This window comes from Evansella cellulosilytica DSM 2522, from assembly GCF_000177235.2.
Classification (GTDB): Bacteria; Bacillota; Bacilli; order Bacillales; family Salisediminibacteriaceae; genus Evansella; species Evansella cellulosilytica.
The window spans coordinates 870,570-890,458 of sequence record NC_014829.1 but is presented as its reverse complement, the minus strand read 5'-3'; the positions used below and the strand labels follow the sequence as shown (position 1 = coordinate 890,458).

Here is a 19,889-nt window from a genome sequence, read left to right as displayed (position 1 = left end):
GCTACTACATGTTGTTGAAAATTTTTATAATAGAAAAGGGAGCCATAGCCCCCTTTTCATGAACTTGTTTTGTTGTTAAGATTACATACTTTCATGGAACGTACGGTTTATAACATCTATTTGCTGCTCGCGTGTTAACTTAATAAAGTTTACTGCATATCCAGATACACGGATTGTTAACTGTGGATACTCTTCAGGATGCTCCATCGCATCTAATAGTGTCGCACGGTCGAACACGTTTATGTTTAAGTGGTGTCCCTCTTTTTCCATATATCCATCTAATATTGCAGCTAAATTTGCCTTTTGATCTTCTGGCTCTCTTCCTAGGGCTTTAGGTACAATCGAGAACGTATTAGATATTCCGTCAAGCGAATGCTCATATGGCATTTTAGCAACTGAGTTTAGTGATGCTAACGCACCTTTTTTATCGCGACCATGTAATGGATTCGCTCCTGGAGAGAATGGCTCTCCATCTCTTCGCCCATCCGGTGTATTCCCCGTTTTCTTACCGTAAACAACGTTTGAAGTAATCGTTAAAATTGACATAGTTGTTTCTGAATTGCGGTACGTTTGATGCTTTTTAAGCATTTTAGAAAACTTAATCACTAAATCTTTTGCAATTTGATCAACACGATCATCATCGTTACCGTATTGCGGATACTCGCCTTCAATTTCGTAATCTACAGCAAATCCAGTTTCATCACGAATCACTTTTACTTTAGAATGCTTAATTGCACTTAACGAATCCGCTACTACTGAAAGTCCAGCAATACCAGTTGCCATTGTACGACGGATTTCTTTGTCATGCAATGCCATTTCAATTCTTTCGTAGCTATACTTGTCATGCATATAGTGAATGATATTTAACGTATTAATATACAGCTCTGCTAACCATTCTAGCACGACATCATAATTTTTTATTACTTCGTCGTAATCTAAATACTCAGAAGTGATTGGCTCAAGTCCTGGTGCTACTTTCTTTCTTGCTTTCTCATCTACACCACCATTAATCGCGTATAGAAGTCCTTTTGCCAAGTTTGCTCTTGCACCGAAGAATTGCATTTGTTTCCCAATTGCCATTGCAGATACACAGCAAGCAATTCCATAATCGTCACCGTATTCTGGTCTCATAATATCGTCGTTCTCGTATTGAATAGAGCTCGTTTCTATAGACATTTTAGAACAGTAGTTTTTAAATGGCTCTGGAAGCTGTGTAGACCATAAAACAGTCAAGTTTGGCTCTGGCGCTGGCCCTAAATTATTTAATGTATGCAAAAATCTAAACGAGTTTTTCGTAACAAGTGGACGCCCATCAAGGCCAATCCCACCGATAGATTCTGTCACCCAAGTAGGGTCTCCACTGAACAATTCATTATAGTCTGGCGTACGTGCAAACTTCACTAAGCGAAGCTTCATAACAAAGTGGTCGACTAATTCTTGTGCAGTTTCTTCTGTTAATGTTCCATTTTGAATATCTCTTTCAATATAAATATCAAGGAAAGTAGATACGCGCCCAAGACTCATTGCTGCACCATTTTGCTCTTTAATAGCTGCTAAGTAGCCAAGATATAGCCATTGAAATGCTTCTGTAGCATTTTCAGCTGGTCTAGAAATATCAAATCCATAAATGGTTCCTAATTCTTTTAATTCTTGTAACGCTTTGATTTGCTCAGAAATTTCTTCACGTAGTCGTATTTTATCCTCTGTCATCGATCCAGCTAAACTAGCTTTTTCTTCTTTCTTTGCTTCAACCAATTTATCTACACCATAAAGTGCTACACGACGATAATCACCAATAATTCGTCCTCGGCCGTAAGCATCTGGTAAACCAGTAATGATACCAACCTTTCTTGCTAACATCATTTCTGGCGTATAAGCATCAAATACACCTTGATTGTGTGTTTTACGATAGTCTGTAAAGATCCGTTCTACTTCTTTATCAAGTTCATAACCGTAAGATTCTAATGCACCTTTTGCCATACGAATACCACCATACGGTTGCATAGAACGCTTAAACGGTACATCTGTTTGCACACCAACAATCTTCTCTTGTTCTTTATTTAAATAACCTGCTCCATGTGAAGTGATAGTTGATACAATTTCTGTATCTAGATCATACACTCCGCCTCTTTCTCTTTCTTCTTTAGAAAGTTGAAGCACTTGTTTCCATAAGTCTTTCGTTGCTTCTGTTGCATCTACGAGGAAACTTTCATCACCGTCATATTGTTGAAAGTTTGTTTGAATAAAATCTCTTACATCAATCTCAGATACCCAACGACCTTCTTTAAAGTCCTGTTGAATTTTTGTTACCATCTTAACCCCTCCATTATTAAAAAATCTCTTCAGGTTGACGCTCAAAGTCTTCCCCGACTCCATTCATCTTTACCTTTAAAATTTTTTCACTGTAGTTAACTTGTTAACTTCCCATGTGATAATTGTCTCACACTTTGTCGATGAAACGTTTTTCATATTGTTTCAATTTAGTGAGCGTTATGTGTCAATATTTCAAACACTCCTGTTCCGCTATTGTGTGAAACGATTCACATTAACTTTCTATTTCAAGTATAGAATAGAAAAATCGGCTTTACAATATTATTTTGTGACACTTCTATGAATAATACAGAGCATACAAGATAATATAACAGTTATATTTAACTTAGCAAATTATACCTATTAACATAAGTAAAACCCCTGTTACACAAAAGAAACAAGGGTTTTACTTATGTTATATAACTGTTACTTTTTACTGGAACTGTTTTTCGAACTTATGATACAGTTCCTTATCCATCTCCTCCGACAGCGCTGGTTGCATGTCGAAATCAATGGCTAATTTACGTTGGAAATCGTCTCTCTTTTCTTCATAAAGAACACCTGTTACCATTCCTTCATGCTCTTTTATTTTTGAAAGTGCTTCATTTCTCGTTTCAAATGGCTTGTCAAAATGTACGAGCTTCTCTTTATAAAAATCATACGTATTGATCTTATTAAATGTCACACAAGGACTAAAAATATTGACATGACTAAAGCCTTCATGTTCAATTGCTCTTTGAATGATGTCAACCATCTGTTTAATATCTCCTGCAAATCCTTGAGCTACAAATGTTGCACCATTTGCTACAGCTGTTGAAACTGGATCTACAGGATATTCCTTGTTCCCATCCTTTGTCGTTTTCGTAACGAACCCATGCTCACTCCTCGGTGAAGTTTGCCCTTTTGTCAGGCCGTATATATTGTTATCCATTACGATATATGACATATCAATGTTTCTTCTAGATGCATGAATAAAATGCCCAAGCCCTATACCGTATCCGTCTCCATCTCCACCTGAAGCGATTACTTTTAATTTCGGGTTCCCCATCTTTACACCTTGCGCCACTGGTACAGATCGTCCATGTATAGTATGAAACCCATTCGTTCTTACGTATTCAGAAACTTTTCCAGAACAGCCAATCCCAGAAATTATGGCAAACTCATGTGGTTCGTACCCTAATTGAATAATAGCTTTTTGAATACCAGCCATAATACTAAAATGACCACACCCCGGACACCACGTTGGTGCATCGCCTCTTAAATCTTTTAACGTTGCCATGATATCAACTCCTTTACTTCCTTCACAATTTTATGAACAGTAAACGGGTTTCCGTTAAATTGTGTAATTGATTGTGCATTGGCGTGAATTGGCAAATGCTGCTTCAGTAGCTGTAACAATTGAGCATTGTAATTGTTTTCTATCGTCACAACTCTTTTCCCTTGTAGTAACGGTTCTAATTTTTCAAGCGGTAACGGGAATAGCTGTTGAATGTGAAGATGTGTGGCCTTTAAAACACCTTCCGAATTTAATTGCTCAACTGCCTCTTGAATCATCCCGTATGTCGAACCCATTCCTACGAACACAACTTCAGCTAACTCAGTATCTCCACTTAGTTTAAATGGCTCTTGAATAATGGCTTCTTTTACTTTTCCTAACCGTTTTTTCATCATATTCGTACGGTTTTCAGGATCTTCAGAAATATAGCCGCTCTCATCATGTTCATTTGAACTTGTCGTATGAACAGCATACTTCATACCTGGAAGTGGTCTTGGCGAAATACCATCGTCAGTAAAACGGTATCTTTTAAAGTGTGTTTCATTAAAGGCTTCTGCTTCTTCCTCACTGATTAGTTTTCCACGATCTATCTTTACTTTGCTAGTGTTAAAGGCAGGAACAGTCATTTTATTCATCGATAGTCCAAGGTCTAATGCAACAATAACTGGACATTGGTATACATCAGCTAAGTTAAAGGCCTCTGCTGCAATATAAAATGCATCTTCAATTGTAGCTGGTGAGAGTACAATTCTCGGTATTTCTCCATGAGTACCATACACCATTTGTTGTAAATCACTTTGCTCATGCTTTGTAGGTAGACCGGTTGAAGGTCCGCCACGTTGTGAGTTTACAATAACGATAGGTATTTCACTCATACCAGCCATACCTAATGCCTCTGTTTTTAAGCTTAATCCTGGACCAGATGTAGATGTCATCGCTCTTACACCACTGTAGCTTGCACCTACTGCAAAGCAAATACCTGCAATCTCATCCTCCACTTGCATGACTGTGCCACCAACTTTAGGGAGCTCGTCTGATAACCACTCCATCACTTCACTTGCTGGCGTAATTGGATATGCACTTAAAAAACGACATCCTGCCATCAAGCTTCCGAAAGCTGTCGCTTCATTACCTGATATGAATAAATTTTCCCCCTCTACCGGAGCAGCCAGTCCACTAATGCGATCATGGATGTGCTCGTTCGTTAACTCATAGCCTTTTAATACAGCTTGCTTGTTAGACGTAATCACTTCTGCTCCCTTTTTGGCAAAAATGTCTCCGATAAAATCATGTAAAATATCGACATGAAGCTCTGCTAGTGCAGCACTTATTCCTAATGCGATCATATTTTTAGCCATCGGATTACCGAGATCCTTCGCTATTTTCTTCAACGGGACAGTAAATAGCGTATAGACAGTACCATTTTCTGATTGCTCCGAACTAACAACTATTTCTTTTCCTTCTTGAATTACTACCGCACCCGATTTAAGATGTTGTTCATGGTTTGTAAGCGTTTCCTTATCGAGGCAAAGCAAAATATCGATACCATCTCCAGAATAATAATTTCTCTCAGGTGTAGCTTTAATTTTATAATTCGTGTGCCCACCTTTAATACGGGACATAAATTGTTTATAAGTAGATACAGAATACCCTGATCGAACAAGTGTCTTTGCAAATAGTTCACCAGTTGAGTCTACACCTTCCCCTTGTTGTCCACCAACTAACCATTCTAATGATTCTCTCATTTCCACTTACCTCCTTTGAAACTATTAAATAACTACAATCAAAAAATACAACTAGTACTGCGAAAAATGATAAGATCCCTCCTTTGAATGAAACAGCGTATACATCTAGTATATAAAATTATGAGACAGAATTGTCAGAAAAGTACAATTTTAAGTATATTTTTTTTAGATAAATTATTATTTCTAAAAAGCTATACAAAATAAAATGCTCCAATAAAGTAGTAGTGTGTGGCTTTAACACGTTCACCCTACTTTTTTTAGGACCATTGCATAATTTTTTAAAAAATAAATTGTTTAGTTTTTCTTAACATCGCATTTTCTGCTATTATATAAGAAGTAAAATACAATATGGCAAAATGTGACTTTTTTAGATTGTCACTAAAAAGGTGGTTTGGTATGACAAAAGCACAAGGTTGGATTATAGCACGATTTGTACTCGTCATTTTTATTTTAATTAGTGTCGTCTGGCTCTTAGGCTGGCTTTTCACCATTTCATATCCTTTTTGGATCGCAGCAGGCCTTGTATGGATGTTCATACCTCTTATTCGTCTATTTCGTCGAAAGTTGAAACTTCCTAATGGACTAGCTGTTCTTACAGCCTTATTAATTGGCTTAGGTACATTAATTGCTTTTTTCACAGGAATTATATTCCTGATTATTATTGGTGTCCGAAGAATTTCTACATATGTTCCAGAGTGGATCGAGGTTTCTTCTAAGCAAATTCAGTTATTTTTTAATCAATCGATACTGCCAATTTGGCATAGGATTACCGGATTTACAGATTCATTGACGGTGGAACAACAGGAAACACTCCAAGGCGGGATAACGCAATTAGGCTCCCAAGTAGCCGCAATGTTTGGCGAAATGGGACAAGGCCTAGCAGATGCCCTTGGTGTTCTATTAGTTACTGTCCCATCATTTTTAATTGGATTTTTATTTGTATTTTTAGCTTTTTATTTTATCGGTAAAGATTGGGATACGTTAACGACGCGAGTAAAAAATACAGTTCCTCCTTCCTTTATTAAAAAAGGAACAGAGTTTCGCAAAATTTTTCGTCATCGCGTATTGGGCTTCCTTCGAGCACAGCTCATTCTTATGGGAATTGCCTCTATTATCGTCTTTATTGGATTAACTATTTTGCGAGTTGATTATGCCTTCAATATTGCTTTGTTTGTAGGTATAGCAGAAATTCTTCCTTACTTAGGCTCTGGTACTATATTAATTCCATGGCTGATTTATTTGTTCCTTTCTGGAAACGTAAAATTAGGTATCGGCATCGCTGTCGTTTATGGTGTAACAATTGCCGTACGTCAAACAATTGAGCCTAAAATTTTATCGTCCAGCATGAATTTAAATGCTTTAGCTGTTCTTCTTTCACTCTTTATCGGTTTCCAGATTTTCGGAATATTAGGGCTCTTTATCGGACCATTTATTCTCGTCATTTTGGTCATCTTAAAGGATATAGGTGTTGTGAAAGAGATTGGCGATTTTATTAAATACGGTTGGAAAGAAGAAAAAGAAGAGAACAGCAAATAATAGGAGAGATTGACTTTAAAGGTTAATTATTACCTTCAGAGTCAATCTTTTATCATTGATCGGAGCGATTACCAGGAGTTTTATTAGGTTATGGGATAGAAACTCCTGGTAATTGATATTAATGAACTTTGAAAATAAAGAATGAGGGCATCCTAATTAGGACGCCCTTAAATGTATACTCATTTTTACATTACTTTTCAAGATTAAAAGATGACTGTTTTTCCTCCGCTTCTGCTGCACGGTATTCTTCTATAAATGTGTAAACGATTCGCAGATCATCATCAGATAAATTATCAATCAATCGAAGGACATCGTCTTTAGTGATGTGTGTCACGGTTGGAGCATCCCCCTTCATTCAATATCCCACTATTAAACGTTGTACCCAAAGTTTGGATACCTTAATCAACAATTTCAAAAAGTTCATCAATTCGACATTTATACATCAATAAAAGATTTTAAAAAAGAGTGACTCATACAAGCTGATTTTCATCACCTATTGAGCCACCCATTATTGTTCTCTTGAGATTTTGTTCGTTTACTTTTTAGCAGCCTCAATTTCTTCTACTAAGATAGATAACTCTTCCCACCGCTCCATAGCCTTCTCTATTTCTTCCTCTACCTCTGTTTGCTCTTCATATAAACTGCGAATTCTGTCATGATCACTACCTGCTTCAATAATATCTTGTTCTAGTTTTTCCTTCTTTTCTTCTAATCCAGCTATACGATCTTCAATTCCGTCCCACTCTATTTGGTCCTTATATGATAGCTTTTTTCGCTTATTTTCAGCTTTTACTCGTTCTGTTTCTTGTCTTTTAGGCTCCTCATGATGCTTGTTTTTATCCCCAAGTTTTCTAGACGATAAATAATCGCTATAAGAGCCTTGGAAAAGCGTTACGTGTCCGTCCCCTATAAAAACAAGTAAACGATCGACTACACGATCTAGGAAAAACCTATCGTGTGACACCGTAATAACTACGCCAGGAAACTGATCTAAATAGTCTTCTAATATTGCTAAAGTTTGTGTGTCTAGGTCATTTGTTGGCTCATCAAGGAATAATACATTAGGCTCCTCCATCAATACTTTCAACAAATAGAGTCTCCTTCTTTCCCCTCCCGAAAGTCTGCTAATATAAGTCCACTGCATCGCACGAGGAAACATAAATCTCTCAAGCATTTGTTCGGCAGTGATGATTTGCCCGTCTACAGTTTTTACGACTTCCGCAACTTCTTTTATATATTCGACTACACGTAAGCTTGAATCAATCTCTTCATGATCCTGCTTATAGTAGCCAATTTTCACAGTCTCTCCAACAGTTACTTCTCCTGTATCCGGCTTTATACGTCCTGCAATGACATTTAATAAAGTTGACTTACCTGTTCCATTCGGCCCAATAATGCCAAGTCGTTCTCCTGGTACAACTAAATAACTCACATCTTTAAACAAAATGTCTTGATCAAATTGTTTACTCACTTTTTCAAGCTCAATTACTTTTTTCCCAAGTCGTGTAGAGCCAATGGCAAAATCTAAATCATCACTCGCTACTTCGTGTTTTTCCTCTTGCAGCTTCTCAGCCCTCTGAATTCGTGCTTTTTGTTTCGTTGTTCTAGCTTTTGCCCCTCGTTTTAACCATGCTATTTCTCTTCTTAATAAGTTTTGCCGTTTTGACTCACGCTGCTCCGCTACTTCTTCTCTTCTAGCTTTTTCCTCTAAGAAGGTTTCATAGTTCCCTTTATATTGATAGAGATTTCCTTTATCTAATTCAAATATCGTGTTTGTCACTCGGTTTAGAAAATAACGGTCATGGGTAATGACAATAAGGGCTCCACGGTAACTTGAAAGAAAATCCTCTAACCATTCAATCGTTTCATTGTCTAAGTGGTTTGTAGGCTCATCTAATAGTAGTAAGTCTACAGGCTGAATCAACGCCTTTGCGATCGCAACTCGCTTTTTTTGACCACCAGATAAGTGTTTCACTTGTTTTGAAAAATCATTTATTCCTAGCTTCGTTAAAATTGTTTTAGCAACTGTGTTTGCTTCCCAGGCCTCTTCTTCATCCATACGCTGCTGCAATTGGGCCAATTTTTTTTGATGGCTTTCGTTCAATGGATCTTGTTCTAACTGAATAACTGCTTGCTCATATTCCCGCATCGTTTTCATTATTTTAGAATCACCATAATATACTTGTTCCAGAACGGTTAATTCTCCATTTAACGTTGGCTCTTGCGGCAAATATTCGATTTCAAATCCATTAGAATGAATGATTTCTCCCGATTCTTTTCCTTCTATCCGAGCTAATACTTTTAATAGGGTCGATTTTCCGGTACCGTTCACACCAATTAAGCCTATTCTATCTTTCTCTTCTATAGTAAATGAAATATGATCGAACAATTGCTTCTCGCCGTAAGTCTTAAGTAAGTTTTCCGCTCTATATATACTCATTAAACATCATCCTTCACTGCTTTACTCGCTATACTATTGTATCGAAAAATAGGATCAAAGCATAGTAAACTTAAATTTCTCAAACATGATATCAGTTTTTGTCTATGCATTTTCATGGTAAAGTATTAATTGTGCTTGTAAAAGGAAGAAAGGGTATAAGGGTTCACAGGTTAAGTGAAACCTAACACGTATTTTAACGTAAATAGATAAAACGAAAATTATGAGGTGATTTTATGCTGCAAATTTTACTTATAAGTGCTTTATTAGCCTTATTATTTTTACCGCTACAGATACAATGGTGGAAAATGCCATTTTTTAGAAAGTGGATACTATCACGGTATGTCTCAGGCTTTATTTTTAGTTTCTTTATCTTTTATTTTGGATTACTAGATCAATCTTTATCAGCAATCATCACAACGTACCTCCCGATTGTAGGGATTGCGCTTATTGCTGATAATTCACTAGTATATTCCTTTAAAAAGACCTTCCGAAAAAAAGCGGCTTTAGTTGGCGTAGGTTCCGGTGCTGCAATTTTATTAGGATTTTCACTTTTTTGGATATTCCAGCCGTTATTTTTAGCCGACGCAAAGTTTGAAATCGCGGGTGGTGTAGAGGTGAGTTCAGAGGATCTCTCTCCAGTTAGTGAAGAAAATATTCCAGTAGTGCCAAGAAGCTTTGCAAGATATCGTTCCGATGTTTTAATGGGACAATTAGATAATCCTGCGTTTTATAATCTAGGTGAGACACGGATTCAGAGAATTGACGGTACACTTTACTGGGTAACACCAATCGAATACGACGGTTTTTTCCGTTGGTGGCGAAGTGATTATGCACCTGGATACATTACTGTTAATGCAGAAAATCCACAGGCAGAGCCCACACTTGTACAAACTGAAATGAATTATGTTCCATCTGCTTATTTTCACGAAAATTTAGAGCGACACGTACGTTTAGCGTTTCCAGATGTACTCATGCTCGACACTACATTTGAAGTCGATAGTGAAGGAAACCCGTTTTATATCGTGAGTTACGGTCATTATACGGAGTTTCGTAGAGTAGCAGATGTCGATGGAATTATTATCGTTGACCCGCGCACTGGTGATATGGAGCAATTTGAAAAAGAGAATGCTCCTGAATGGGTAAATAGAATTTATCCTCCACATATTGCCGAGGAGCGTAACGAATGGTTCGGGGTTTATAAGCAAGGGCTTATAAATCGTTACTTTGGAAGGGAAGGCTTGACGGAGCCAACTGACTGGGGCTCTGATGATAGTGTAGTAGGTGTTGTTGATAGAGATCTTCAGCAGAGCTGGTTAACTGATCATATGCGGTTACGCGGGGATAGTGAAACGTCTAATTCCATGGTCGGATTTACAATGTTTGATGCAAGGACTGGTGAATTACGCTATTTCAGAGACGCAAGTGGGATGATGAACGGACGTACGGCTATGAACTTAGCCGAAAGAACGTTTAGAAGAGACGATTATGTTGCTGGAACCCCTTCACTGTATAACATCTATAGTCAATATACTTGGGTTGTTCCTTTAATGGACCGCGACAACGTATTAAGACAAATTATGCTCGTCAACGCAAGTAGCGAAAGTGTGTACGGTTATGGTAGCACGAAGCGAGAAGCCTTTAGCTCATATCAATTAGCTCTATCTTCTAGAGTAGATGATGATGTAATTCCTGGAGAAATTACAGATTTAGTTGAAGTAACCGCAACAGTTGAAAGAGTATATAAATGGGATCGAGAAGACAATGTCACTGTACGCCTTTTAATTGAAGGCTACGATCGTATATTTACCGTTAATGCTTCTGCACATCCACGAGCTGTATTTATTGAAGCAGGGGATGAAATTACCATTCACTTTATGGATACTGGCGAAGAAATACAATCAATCGAAGAATTAGAGTTTTAATAAGAGGGGGACTCAAAGGGTCTAATATTTACCTTTTGAGCCACCCTTTTTTGAACCCGGGTTCATACTAACCCGGGTTCGTTTCCCTCACCTTCAGGCTCTCTCTTACTCGCGTTTCCTCTCGTTTTGAAGGTGAGAATTTTGAACCCGGGTTCATACTAACCCGGGTTCGTTTCCCTCACCTTCAATCTCTCTCTTACTCACGTTTTCTCTCGTTTTGAAGGTGAGAATTTTGAACCCGGGTTCACACTAACCCGGGTTCGTTTCCCTCACCTTCAGACGCTCTCTTGCTCGCGTTTCCTTCCGTTTTGAAGGTGAGAATTTTGAACCCGGGTTCATACTAACCCGGGTTCGCCCACCTCACCTTCAGGCTCTCTCTTACTCGCGTTTCCTCTCGTTTTGAAGGTGATAATTTTGAACCCGGGTTCCACTTAACCCGGGTTCGCCCACCTCACCTTTCATAGTTTATAACACAAGAAAGACTAATACCTTCACGAAAACTAGGTATTAGTCTTTTCTTAGTACATAAATTCAAGCAACCTTTTCAGTTATTCTAACCTAATATACGATGGTATAATGTTTTTGCTTCAGCTATATCATTTGTCCCGTGTACGAGCACTCTGCCGTCCTTAAAAAATACCATTCGTTTGTCAGCAAGTGTATAAGAAATGAGGTATGGGTTTTGTTCGACTACACCTTCTTGCGCTGATAAAACATCATATAGATGCCCCATATCGCGCTCAATTTTTTTAGGAGGACGAATTTGCACCGTGTTTCTACCACATAGTACCGTCGATTTTGTTTCATGATCATAAGATAAATAAGGATACGTTGCCTCTTCACCACATGAAGGACAGTTCTTTTTCTTCACACCGTTCACATTTATTGCCATTTGATCGTTTTTCCACAAATCAAAGGAAACAAGTTTTTGGCGAAGCGCTTTTTTATCTCCGACTAGCAGCTTCAGTGCTTCCGCTGTTTGATACGCAACAACCATCTGCACTACTGGGCTTATTACCCCAACTGTATCACAAGTTGCGCCACCTAACGGAACTGTTTCAAGTAAACAGTTTAAGCAAGGCGTCTCGCCAGGAATGATTGTGTAGCTTAAGCCGTAGCTACTAACACAAGCACCGTAAATCCAAGGAATGGAATACTTCTGTGCGATATCATTGATTAATAATCTCGTATCGAAATTATCTGTACCATCAACGATTAAATCTACACCATCTATTAATTGTTCTAGCTCCTCTTTCGTAACATCAAGAACATGAGCGTGAATCGTAACGTCTGAATTAACTTCCTTTAATCTGTTTTTTGCTGCGATCGCTTTTGGAATACGATTTTCAGCATCTTTTTCAGTATATAGCTGCTGTCTCTGAAGATTACTGAACTCGACGTAATCACGGTCGACAATAGTGATCGTTCCGATACCTGCTCGTACTAAATTTTCAGCATTTCCAGTACCTAATGCTCCTGTGCCTACAACAAGTACATGTTTACTACGTATACTTTTTTGTCCCTCTTCCCCTATTGGAGAAAACAGCATTTGTCTTGAATACCGGTTACTCATCCTTTAACTCCTATTCTCCATCATCCGCCACCAACAAATTGAACAAGCTCAAGCTTATCTCCATCTTTAATTGTTGTATTAGCATGATGATCTTTATCGATAATCATCTCATTTAGCTCAACTATGACAACTTTTTTATCCAATTCAAAATGCGTTAATAGTTGTGCTATCGTCATATTTTCTGGGAGTTCATTGCTCTTCCCGTTCACTTGAACAACCATTCTTTATCCTCCGTTCTTGTATAATTTTATCATAGACAGTGGATCTTCTGCCTCAAGAATACCTGACATGATCGCGACTCCTCTAGCCCCAGCACTCATAACTGACTCAACATTAAATGGTGTAATTCCACCTATCGCAATGACAGGAATTGACACCTCATTTACAAGCGCTTCTAGCTGTCGAATACCGCGTGGCGTCACGTCCGGCTTTGACTTAGAAGTAAATATATGGCCATAGAGAACATAGTCTGCTCCTAACCGTTCAGCGTCAATGGCTTCCTCTATCGAGTGAACAGACTTCCCGATTTTTAATTCGGGAAAGCGTTGCTTCACTTCATTGACTTTTAAGCTATGGTATGCGAGTTGAACGCCTGCTACATTTCTTACTGCTGCTACATCTACTCTATCATTTACCACTATTTTCTCTGCCGGGATACCATGCTGTAATAATATATCAATCCCATCAGATAATTGTTTCGCCGATAATTGTTTTTCCCGCACATGAAAATAGTCAACATCAGAGAGTATTAATCTAGCGCATTGGGCAAATTCCTCTAAGGGTTGTTTACCGTTTGATATTACATGAATCTCTTTCCTTGTCATCTTACGTCACCTTTTTTTCGGTAAAACACTATAGTAACTGCCAATCCTTCACTACTGGTTGATACCCCTTTTGCTTGAGTAATGTTTTTATTTCTTCGACAGACCGGTCATCTGAAATTTCAAACTGACTTTGTGTCACATCCGGTTCAGAGTACCCGCCTACAACAGTGGAAGAAGCCGCCGACATTTTTGTTACGCCTAGTGGAATAAGGCTTTCTCTAAATTCTGGTGTTTCACGAGTCGAAATATTAATACCTGCACGTGGTAAAAATAATCTAATCGCTAACATTGCTTGCACAAGGTTTTTATCCGATACAATTACTTTAGGCTGAAAGCTACCTGCGTGTGGCCTCATTCTTGGGAAAGAGACGCCAACTTCTATTTCTAAAAACTTATTTTGTAAATAGCTCGCATGAAGTCCAGTCATATAGCTTTCTTTTCTCCATTCGTCCATACCGAGTAATGCCCCTACATTAATGGACCTTAAGCCTGCCTTTGCCCCTCTTTCAGGAGTATCTAAACGATAGCGAAAGTCTTTTTTCGGACCTGCGACGTGAATATCACGATAAATCTCTTCGTTATACACTTCCTGATAAACCGTTAAGCCATCTATTCCCGCAGCAAATAATTGTTCATATTCATCTTGATCGAGCGGTTGTATTTCGACACCGACAGAAGAAAAATAGTGCTTCAATACTTCCATGCTTTCTTTTAAATACTCAATAGAAGAGTGCTGCTTCGATTCACCGGATAACAGGATGATATGTTTGATACCCATATCGGCAATAATTTTTGCTTCTTTATGGATCTCCTCCATTGTAAGTCGTCTTCTAGGAAAATCATTGTTAAAGCTAAAGCTACAATATTTACATATATTCACACAGTAATCAGATAAATAAAGTGGCAAGTATAGCCCTATCGTTTTTCCAAAGTGCTGTACAGTCAATTGGTGGGCCTTCTGTGCCATCTCTTCTAAATAATTCTCCGCTGCAGGAGATAAAAGTACAAAATAGTCTTCCTCTGTTAATCGCTCCTTTTGAAGTACTTTTTCAACATCTCTAATAGAGACAGATGAAAACATGTCGTCAAAAGGAAGATCCTTTACCGTTTCAAATTTCTCATAAAAACTCATGAAATCGATCCTTTCGTTTTAATGGGATTTTGTCATCTTTTTTATCCTAAAAAGCCCGTTAATGGTGAGCTAGCATGCGCCTTCGCAGATACTGGTCCTAAGCCGGATAAATAACCTATTCTTCCTGCTTTTACTGCCATATCGAATGCTTTTGCCATTTGTACTGGGTCAGTAGCTGTTGCAATCGCCGTGTTTACAAGGACAGCATCCGCTCCCATTTCCATTGCCTCTGCAGCCTCTGATGGCTTGCCGATACCTGCATCAACAACGATTGGAAGGTCAATTTCATCTATCATGATTTGAATCATTTCTTTCATTCTAATTCCTTTGTTTGAGCCAATTGGTGCGCCAAGCGGCATAATTGCTGCTGCTCCTGCATCTACCATACGTTTTGCAGCCATTAAGTCTGGACTCATATAAGGTAAAACAACAAAGCCTTCCTTTGCTAAAACCTCTGTTGCCTTCGTCGTTTCTTCGTTATCCGGTAATAAGTATTTATGATCTGAAATGACTTCAATTTTAATCCAGTTACCCATACCTACTGCTTTAGCCATTCTAGCAATTCGAATCGCTTCCTCTGCCGTTCTCGCGCCAGACGTATTAGGCATAAGCGTTACTTGTTTTGGAATATCGTGTAATATGTCTTCTTCATTACTTTCCACATCGACACGCCTTAGTGCAACGGTTACAACTTCAGAATTTGACTCTGTAATAGCTGCTCCCATTTCTTTATGATCAGCGAACTTTCCGGTACCAACAAATAACCTATTAGTTAACTCTTTTCCACCAATCGTTAATATATCATTCATCATTTTTCCCCCAGTTCTTTTAAAAGCTAATAAGAAAAAGCCTACCAAATTAGGTAAGCTTGTTAAACGCTAGTATAAGTCGTTTACAAGCTTCCCTCCGTTGGCATTAACCAATTCAGGTTCAAAGAGTTGGAATTCACCTCTCAGCCACTTTTTTCAATGGCACCCCTAGCTTTACTATAAATCTTATGGTTACATCATAACAGACATGCGCATCCTTGTGAACCAATACATTACGTCAAAATCCAGCTATGTAATGACTTCGTTTATCCATAAATGTATGATACGATAGCCTTACATAACGAATGACATTTTTCTTACCACTAGGGGTGCCTCAAAGCAATGAGCGTAGTCGTTCAATCTTTTGAAACTCTACTATGAGTGGTTTCTCATAGTGTTCTCGCAACGAACGGAGCCATTGCCATTCGCTGGCCTCGTGCCACACTGGGCTGAGATAAGGAAACCTTAATCCCTTAGAACCTGATCTAGTTTATGCTAGCGTAGGAAAGTGGAGCGGATAGCATTTCTATTTTGAAAACACCGTTCCTATTTGCACGGTGTTTTTTCGTTACGTAAACTTACATCTATTTTTCATATATTATTGAAAGGCGGAGATAGTATGTTAGCACGCGCATTAACAATTGCGGGGTCTGATAGTGGTGGAGGCGCCGGAATTCAGGCAGACTTAAAAACATTTCAGGAGCTTCAAGTTTTTGGGATGTCGGCCATCACCGCGATTACAGCACAAAATACGCTTGGAGTACAAGGGGTTTACCCGTTAGAGCTAAAGGCCATTGAACAGCAAATCACCTCTGTTGCTGATGATATTGGTGTCGATGCTGTGAAAACGGGGATGTTATTTGATGAAAAAAGAATTGAGTTAGTGGCAGAAAAAATAAAGCACTACAAATGGAATAACGTTGTGATAGACCCCGTCATGATCGCAAAGGGAGGTGCTTCGTTATTAACCGATTCATCGATTGAGGCTTTAGTAAATAAGCTACTCCCTTTAGCAACTGTCGCAACACCGAACATCCCTGAGGCTGAAGCAATCACTGGACGTGCAATTACTTCCCTTGATGATCGTAAAACTGCTGCCAAAGACTTTTTAAACATGGGAGTAAAAAGCGTCGTCATAAAAGGGGGGCATGCTTCAAGTGATAACATGGTCGACTTGTTCTTTGATGGTAGTAGCTTTCATTATTTTGAAACACCTAAAGTCGATACAAAAAACACTCATGGAACAGGCTGCTCATTTGCTTCTGCAGTAACAGCAGAGCTAGCAAAAGGTAATACTTTATTTGCTTCGATTGAGAATGCAAAGAAGTTTATTCATTTAGCAATTAAGCACTCCTTAAACATCGGTGGTGGCCATGGTCCTACACATCACGGTGCGCATCGCCAATATCATTTAGACAGCACGGAGGGGAAAACATGGCAAGAATCAATTCCGACAAAATGAAAGATTTCTTAAAGGTTTACTTTATTGCCGGGAGCACTAACGTTCATGGTTCGCTTCCTACTGTTCTCCAACAAGCGATTGAAGGTGGCATCAGCATTTTTCAGTTTCGTGAAAAAGGAAATGGTGCACTAACAGGTGAGTCTAAGATCACTCTTGCAAGAGAGCTGCAACAGCTATGTCAAAAAGCATCTATTCCTTTTATCGTAAACGATGACATTGATCTTGCGATAGAGCTAGATGCTGATGGCGTTCACATTGGACAAGAGGACGATAACATAATAGAGGTACGCAAGAAAATTGGTGACCGTATTCTCGGCGTATCTGCACATACATTAGATGAGGCGAAGGCAGCATTAGCAAGTGGCGCCGATTATTTAGGTGTAGGTCCCGTTTTTCCTACATCATCTAAAGCTGATACACGGGAAGTATGTGGCCCTCACTTTATCGAAGAGCTTCGCCATGAGGGCATTGATGCTCCAATCGTTGCAATTGGGGGAATCAATGTCGAAAATGCTACTCAAGTCGTTCATGGTAAAGCAGATGGGCTATCCGTTATCTCTGCTATCTCCTCCGCTAACGATCCTAGCGATGCTGTAAAAATGCTTAATGAAGCATGGAAATAAACATACTTAAAAAACTAGTGAATGATTTGTCTTTCACTAGTTTTTTTGTGTTTAAGGACTGCATTAATCTAAACAAATTCTCCTTATATTTTTCTCCCTCCCCCACCACGATTAATAAATTCTGCCGTTTTATAAGCATCTATCATTCCGAAAATCCATACAGCAAAATAAGTAAAAAAACCAATAATAACGAACATTAGGAGTACGTTTATAAATTGGATAAACATCAAGAGCACACCTTTTGCTATTTGCCCGTTATAAATTTGACCTAATCCCGTCCAAAGTGCACTTAATACAGCGGCTATACCAGGACTTTTTACCGGTGCTTGATATGCCAAGCCTTCCACCTCTCTTCATTCAACGTTATTAAAGGTATATTAACTGTTATTTAGTTTTATGATGTTTAACTTAGGTGTTAGAATAGATTGTTTATTTTTATAATTGGAAGGGTGGCTAGCGATGGGGCTGTAGTGATTAACGCTATCACATTGAAGGGGCTCGAGCGAAATTGTGTACATACATTTCTCACAGGCGCTCTATCGGCACTTTCTCTTTCTTTTTCCTGCGCTATCTGCTCTAACAAAAACTTCGTAATAAAAAAAAGACGAGGACATCACCTTTTGGTAGTAAGCGATGTCCTTGTCTTATTTAATTTGTTACTCACTTCGTACAGCCAAGTGTAGCAACTAATATTTTATTTTTTACGTCCTCTTCCATCACGGTCTCGTCCGCCGCCGCGACCTCTATCTCTATCGCGATCTTGCTTTGAGGTACGCTTTTTCGCATTGATTCGTGCGCCACCAGTTCCACGGTCTTTACGACGTTTCCCGCCGCCACTGCGACCGCCGCCACCGCCGCCCGATGGACGCTTTTTAGAACGAACCGGTGCTTCGCCAGTGATTTTCACCTGTTTCTTACTTGGCTCTTTCGTCACCATTTGTAATGCTGCGGATACAAGTACAACTGGGTCAAATTCTTCAAGAAGTTGTTTAGCTTCTCCAGTTAATTGTTTACTCGCAGCATTATTAACTGCTTTTTTCAACTCATTCACAGCTTGCTTATGTCTTCCACGCATCGCATCTGCAAGCGTTGGTGCATCCACTTGCTTCATTTTTTGACGTGTGCTTTCTTCTATATATCGTAAGTGATCCTTCTCTTTATGAGTAACAAAACTATACGATATACCTTTTTTACCTGCGCGTCCTGTACGTCCAATACGGTGAACGTAGCTTTCTGAATCTTGAGGTAAATCAAAGTTAATAACGTGAGAAACGTCATTGACATCTAATCCACGTGCTGCAACATCTGTTGCAACCATGACATCAATTGAGCCACGCTTAAACTTGCGTATAACTTGATCACGTCTCTCCTGCTTCATATCACCATGAAGACCTTCTACAGCAAATCCACGAATACTTAATGATTCTGTTAACTCATCTACACGTCGCTTCGTACGTCCAAAGATAATTGCAAGCTCTGGCGTCTCCATATCAAGTAAATTACAAAGCGTATCAAACTTTTCTTTTTCCGATAGAGCGATATAGCGCTGTTCAATATTTTCTACAGTTAACTGTTTCGCTTTTACGGCAATAGAAACAGGCTTGTTCATAAAACGATCTGCTATCGTTTTTAATTTCGGAGGCATTGTTGCTGAGAATAGTAACGTTTGCCTTTCTCCTGGTACTTCTTGTAGGATTGTTTCGATGTCTTCAATAAAGCCCATGGATAGCATTTCATCCGCTTCATCAAGGACGACAATTTTCAAAAACTCAGGACGAATCGTTTTTCTACGCATATGGTCCATGTAACGTCCAGGAGTAGCTACGATAATTTGTGGTCGTTTCTTTAGAGCGGTAATTTGTCTCGTTATTTCCTGACCACCATAAATAGGAAGAGCTTTAATTCCTTTTACTTGTCCTAGCTTATTTAATTCTTCCGCTACTTGAATTGCTAACTCACGCGTAGGTGTTAGCACTAGCGCTTGTGGATGCTTTTCCTCTACTACGACTTGCTCGACACAAGGAATACCAAACGCAACTGTTTTACCTGTACCAGTTTGTGCTTGTCCTATAATGTCTTGTCCTTCTTTCCCAAGTGGGATAACCTTTTCTTGAATTGGTGTAGTCTCTTCAAAGCCCATTTTCTCGATAGCTTCTACTATAGATGGTTGAATGTTTAAATCTTTAAATAGTGCCAAATTTATATTCTCCTTTACTTTTACAATTCTTTCTCTACAC

At 38.8% G+C, this 19,889-nt stretch carries 16 protein-coding genes and 2 riboswitches; of the genes, 4 read left to right on the top strand and 12 right to left on the bottom strand.

Annotated elements, in window-relative coordinates; genetic code table 11:
• Positions 1 to 81: 81 nt before the first annotated feature.
• From pflB to BCELL_RS03965, 3 genes are all read right to left on the bottom strand, one after another.
• Positions 82 to 2,313: a formate C-acetyltransferase gene (gene pflB, locus BCELL_RS03975; protein WP_013487393.1), complete on the bottom strand. Its 2,232-nt coding sequence runs from the start codon at positions 2,311 to 2,313 to the stop codon at positions 82 to 84.
• 430 nt (positions 2,314 to 2,743) lie between these two features.
• Positions 2,744 to 3,589 carry a 2-oxoacid:ferredoxin oxidoreductase subunit beta gene (locus BCELL_RS03970; protein ID WP_013487392.1) on the bottom strand — a complete coding sequence of 282 codons (846 nt, stop codon included), beginning with the start codon at positions 3,587 to 3,589 and terminating at the stop codon, positions 2,744 to 2,746.
• Positions 3,577 to 5,331, bottom strand: a complete 1,755-nt coding sequence (locus tag BCELL_RS03965) for a 2-oxoacid:acceptor oxidoreductase subunit alpha (RefSeq protein WP_013487391.1) — start codon at positions 5,329 to 5,331, stop codon at positions 3,577 to 3,579. Before BCELL_RS03965 ends, BCELL_RS03970 begins: the two co-directional genes overlap by 13 nt.
• A gap of 396 nt (positions 5,332 to 5,727) precedes the next feature.
• On the opposite strand from BCELL_RS03965, the gene ytvI reads away from it, so the two are divergent.
• Complete coding sequence (gene ytvI, locus BCELL_RS03960) at positions 5,728 to 6,867, top strand: sporulation integral membrane protein YtvI (protein ID WP_013487390.1); 1,140 nt, start codon at positions 5,728 to 5,730, stop codon at positions 6,865 to 6,867.
• A gap of 190 nt (positions 6,868 to 7,057) precedes the next feature.
• On the opposite strand, the gene BCELL_RS22435 is transcribed toward ytvI, so the two are convergent.
• Both BCELL_RS22435 and BCELL_RS03955 read right to left on the bottom strand, forming a co-directional pair.
• Positions 7,058 to 7,201 carry a hypothetical protein gene (locus BCELL_RS22435; RefSeq protein WP_157184171.1) on the bottom strand — a complete coding sequence of 48 codons (144 nt, stop codon included), beginning with the start codon at positions 7,199 to 7,201 and terminating at the stop codon, positions 7,058 to 7,060.
• A 201-nt stretch (positions 7,202 to 7,402) separates the two neighbouring features.
• The gene (locus BCELL_RS03955) at positions 7,403 to 9,307 is read right to left on the bottom strand and encodes an ABC-F family ATP-binding cassette domain-containing protein (protein WP_013487388.1); all 1,905 of its coding nucleotides are present in this window, start codon (positions 9,305 to 9,307) and stop codon (positions 7,403 to 7,405) included.
• Positions 9,308 to 9,540: 233 nt separating this feature from the next.
• Between BCELL_RS03955 and BCELL_RS03950 the strand changes: the two genes are divergently transcribed.
• Positions 9,541 to 11,229, top strand: coding sequence for a hypothetical protein (locus tag BCELL_RS03950; protein WP_013487387.1), 1,689 nt, complete (start codon positions 9,541 to 9,543; stop codon positions 11,227 to 11,229).
• Positions 11,230 to 11,782: 553 nt separating this feature from the next.
• Here BCELL_RS03950 and BCELL_RS03945 read toward each other — a convergent pair.
• Genes BCELL_RS03945 through BCELL_RS03925 form a run of 5 tightly spaced genes read right to left on the bottom strand, consistent with a single transcriptional unit; the run spans position 11,783 to position 15,567 of the window.
• Entirely contained in the window at positions 11,783 to 12,802 is a 1,020-nt protein-coding gene (locus BCELL_RS03945) for a thiazole biosynthesis adenylyltransferase ThiF (protein ID WP_013487386.1), read from the bottom strand.
• A gap of 20 nt (positions 12,803 to 12,822) precedes the next feature.
• On the bottom strand, positions 12,823 to 13,023 hold the full coding sequence (gene thiS, locus BCELL_RS03940; RefSeq protein ID WP_013487385.1) for a sulfur carrier protein ThiS: 201 nt from the start codon (positions 13,021 to 13,023) through the stop codon (positions 12,823 to 12,825).
• A 3-nt stretch (positions 13,024 to 13,026) separates the two neighbouring features.
• A complete protein-coding gene (gene tenI, locus BCELL_RS03935; RefSeq protein ID WP_013487384.1) occupies positions 13,027 to 13,626 on the bottom strand; it encodes a thiazole tautomerase TenI in 600 nt (199 codons plus the stop codon).
• A gap of 28 nt (positions 13,627 to 13,654) precedes the next feature.
• The gene (gene thiH / locus BCELL_RS03930; RefSeq protein WP_013487383.1) at positions 13,655 to 14,758 is read right to left on the bottom strand and encodes a 2-iminoacetate synthase ThiH; all 1,104 of its coding nucleotides are present in this window, start codon (positions 14,756 to 14,758) and stop codon (positions 13,655 to 13,657) included.
• Positions 14,759 to 14,799: 41 nt separating this feature from the next.
• Entirely contained in the window at positions 14,800 to 15,567 is a 768-nt protein-coding gene (locus BCELL_RS03925) for a thiazole synthase (RefSeq protein WP_013487382.1), read from the bottom strand.
• Positions 15,568 to 15,642: 75 nt separating this feature from the next.
• A riboswitch (TPP riboswitch) is annotated at positions 15,643 to 15,747 on the bottom strand.
• Positions 15,748 to 15,882: 135 nt separating this feature from the next.
• Positions 15,883 to 16,091: riboswitch (TPP riboswitch) on the top strand.
• 95 nt (positions 16,092 to 16,186) lie between these two features.
• Here BCELL_RS03925 and thiD point away from each other — a divergent pair.
• Both thiD and thiE read left to right on the top strand, forming a co-directional pair.
• Positions 16,187 to 17,029 (top strand): bifunctional hydroxymethylpyrimidine kinase/phosphomethylpyrimidine kinase, encoded by an 843-nt coding sequence (thiD, locus tag BCELL_RS03920; RefSeq protein ID WP_013487381.1) that lies wholly within the window; start codon positions 16,187 to 16,189, stop codon positions 17,027 to 17,029.
• Positions 17,002 to 17,652, top strand: coding sequence for a thiamine phosphate synthase (gene thiE / locus BCELL_RS03915; protein WP_013487380.1), 651 nt, complete (start codon positions 17,002 to 17,004; stop codon positions 17,650 to 17,652). Before thiD ends, thiE begins: the two co-directional genes overlap by 28 nt.
• A gap of 83 nt (positions 17,653 to 17,735) precedes the next feature.
• Here thiE and BCELL_RS03910 read toward each other — a convergent pair whose 3' ends face one another.
• Both BCELL_RS03910 and cshA read right to left on the bottom strand, forming a co-directional pair.
• A complete protein-coding gene (locus tag BCELL_RS03910; RefSeq protein ID WP_013487379.1) occupies positions 17,736 to 17,990 on the bottom strand; it encodes a hypothetical protein in 255 nt (84 codons plus the stop codon).
• A gap of 356 nt (positions 17,991 to 18,346) precedes the next feature.
• A complete protein-coding gene (cshA, locus tag BCELL_RS03905) occupies positions 18,347 to 19,849 on the bottom strand; it encodes a degradosome RNA helicase CshA (protein WP_013487378.1) in 1,503 nt (500 codons plus the stop codon).
• Positions 19,850 to 19,889: the final 40 nt, after the last annotated feature.

Excerpts from the sequence above, each read along its gene's own strand:
- pflB (WP_013487393.1), bottom strand. The coding sequence starts at position 2,313 with ATGGTAACAAAAATTCAACAGGACTTTAAAGAAGGTCGTTGGGTATCT.
- thiH (WP_013487383.1), bottom strand. The coding sequence starts at position 14,758 with ATGAGTTTTTATGAGAAATTTGAAACGGTAAAGGATCTTCCTTTTGAC.
- ytvI (WP_013487390.1), top strand. The coding sequence starts at position 5,728 with ATGACAAAAGCACAAGGTTGGATTATAGCACGATTTGTACTCGTCATT.
- BCELL_RS03965 (WP_013487391.1), bottom strand. The coding sequence starts at position 5,331 with ATGAGAGAATCATTAGAATGGTTAGTTGGTGGACAACAAGGGGAAGGT.
- thiE (WP_013487380.1), top strand. The coding sequence starts at position 17,002 with ATGGCAAGAATCAATTCCGACAAAATGAAAGATTTCTTAAAGGTTTAC.
- thiS (WP_013487385.1), bottom strand. The coding sequence starts at position 13,023 with ATGGTTGTTCAAGTGAACGGGAAGAGCAATGAACTCCCAGAAAATATG.
- BCELL_RS03955 (WP_013487388.1), bottom strand. The coding sequence starts at position 9,307 with ATGAGTATATATAGAGCGGAAAACTTACTTAAGACTTACGGCGAGAAG.
- BCELL_RS03925 (WP_013487382.1), bottom strand. The coding sequence starts at position 15,567 with ATGAATGATATATTAACGATTGGTGGAAAAGAGTTAACTAATAGGTTA.
- BCELL_RS03945 (WP_013487386.1), bottom strand. The coding sequence starts at position 12,802 with ATGAGTAACCGGTATTCAAGACAAATGCTGTTTTCTCCAATAGGGGAA.
- thiD (WP_013487381.1), top strand. The coding sequence starts at position 16,187 with ATGTTAGCACGCGCATTAACAATTGCGGGGTCTGATAGTGGTGGAGGC.
- BCELL_RS03970 (WP_013487392.1), bottom strand. The coding sequence starts at position 3,589 with ATGGCAACGTTAAAAGATTTAAGAGGCGATGCACCAACGTGGTGTCCG.
- BCELL_RS03950 (WP_013487387.1), top strand. The coding sequence starts at position 9,541 with ATGCTGCAAATTTTACTTATAAGTGCTTTATTAGCCTTATTATTTTTA.
- tenI (WP_013487384.1), bottom strand. The coding sequence starts at position 13,626 with ATGACAAGGAAAGAGATTCATGTAATATCAAACGGTAAACAACCCTTA.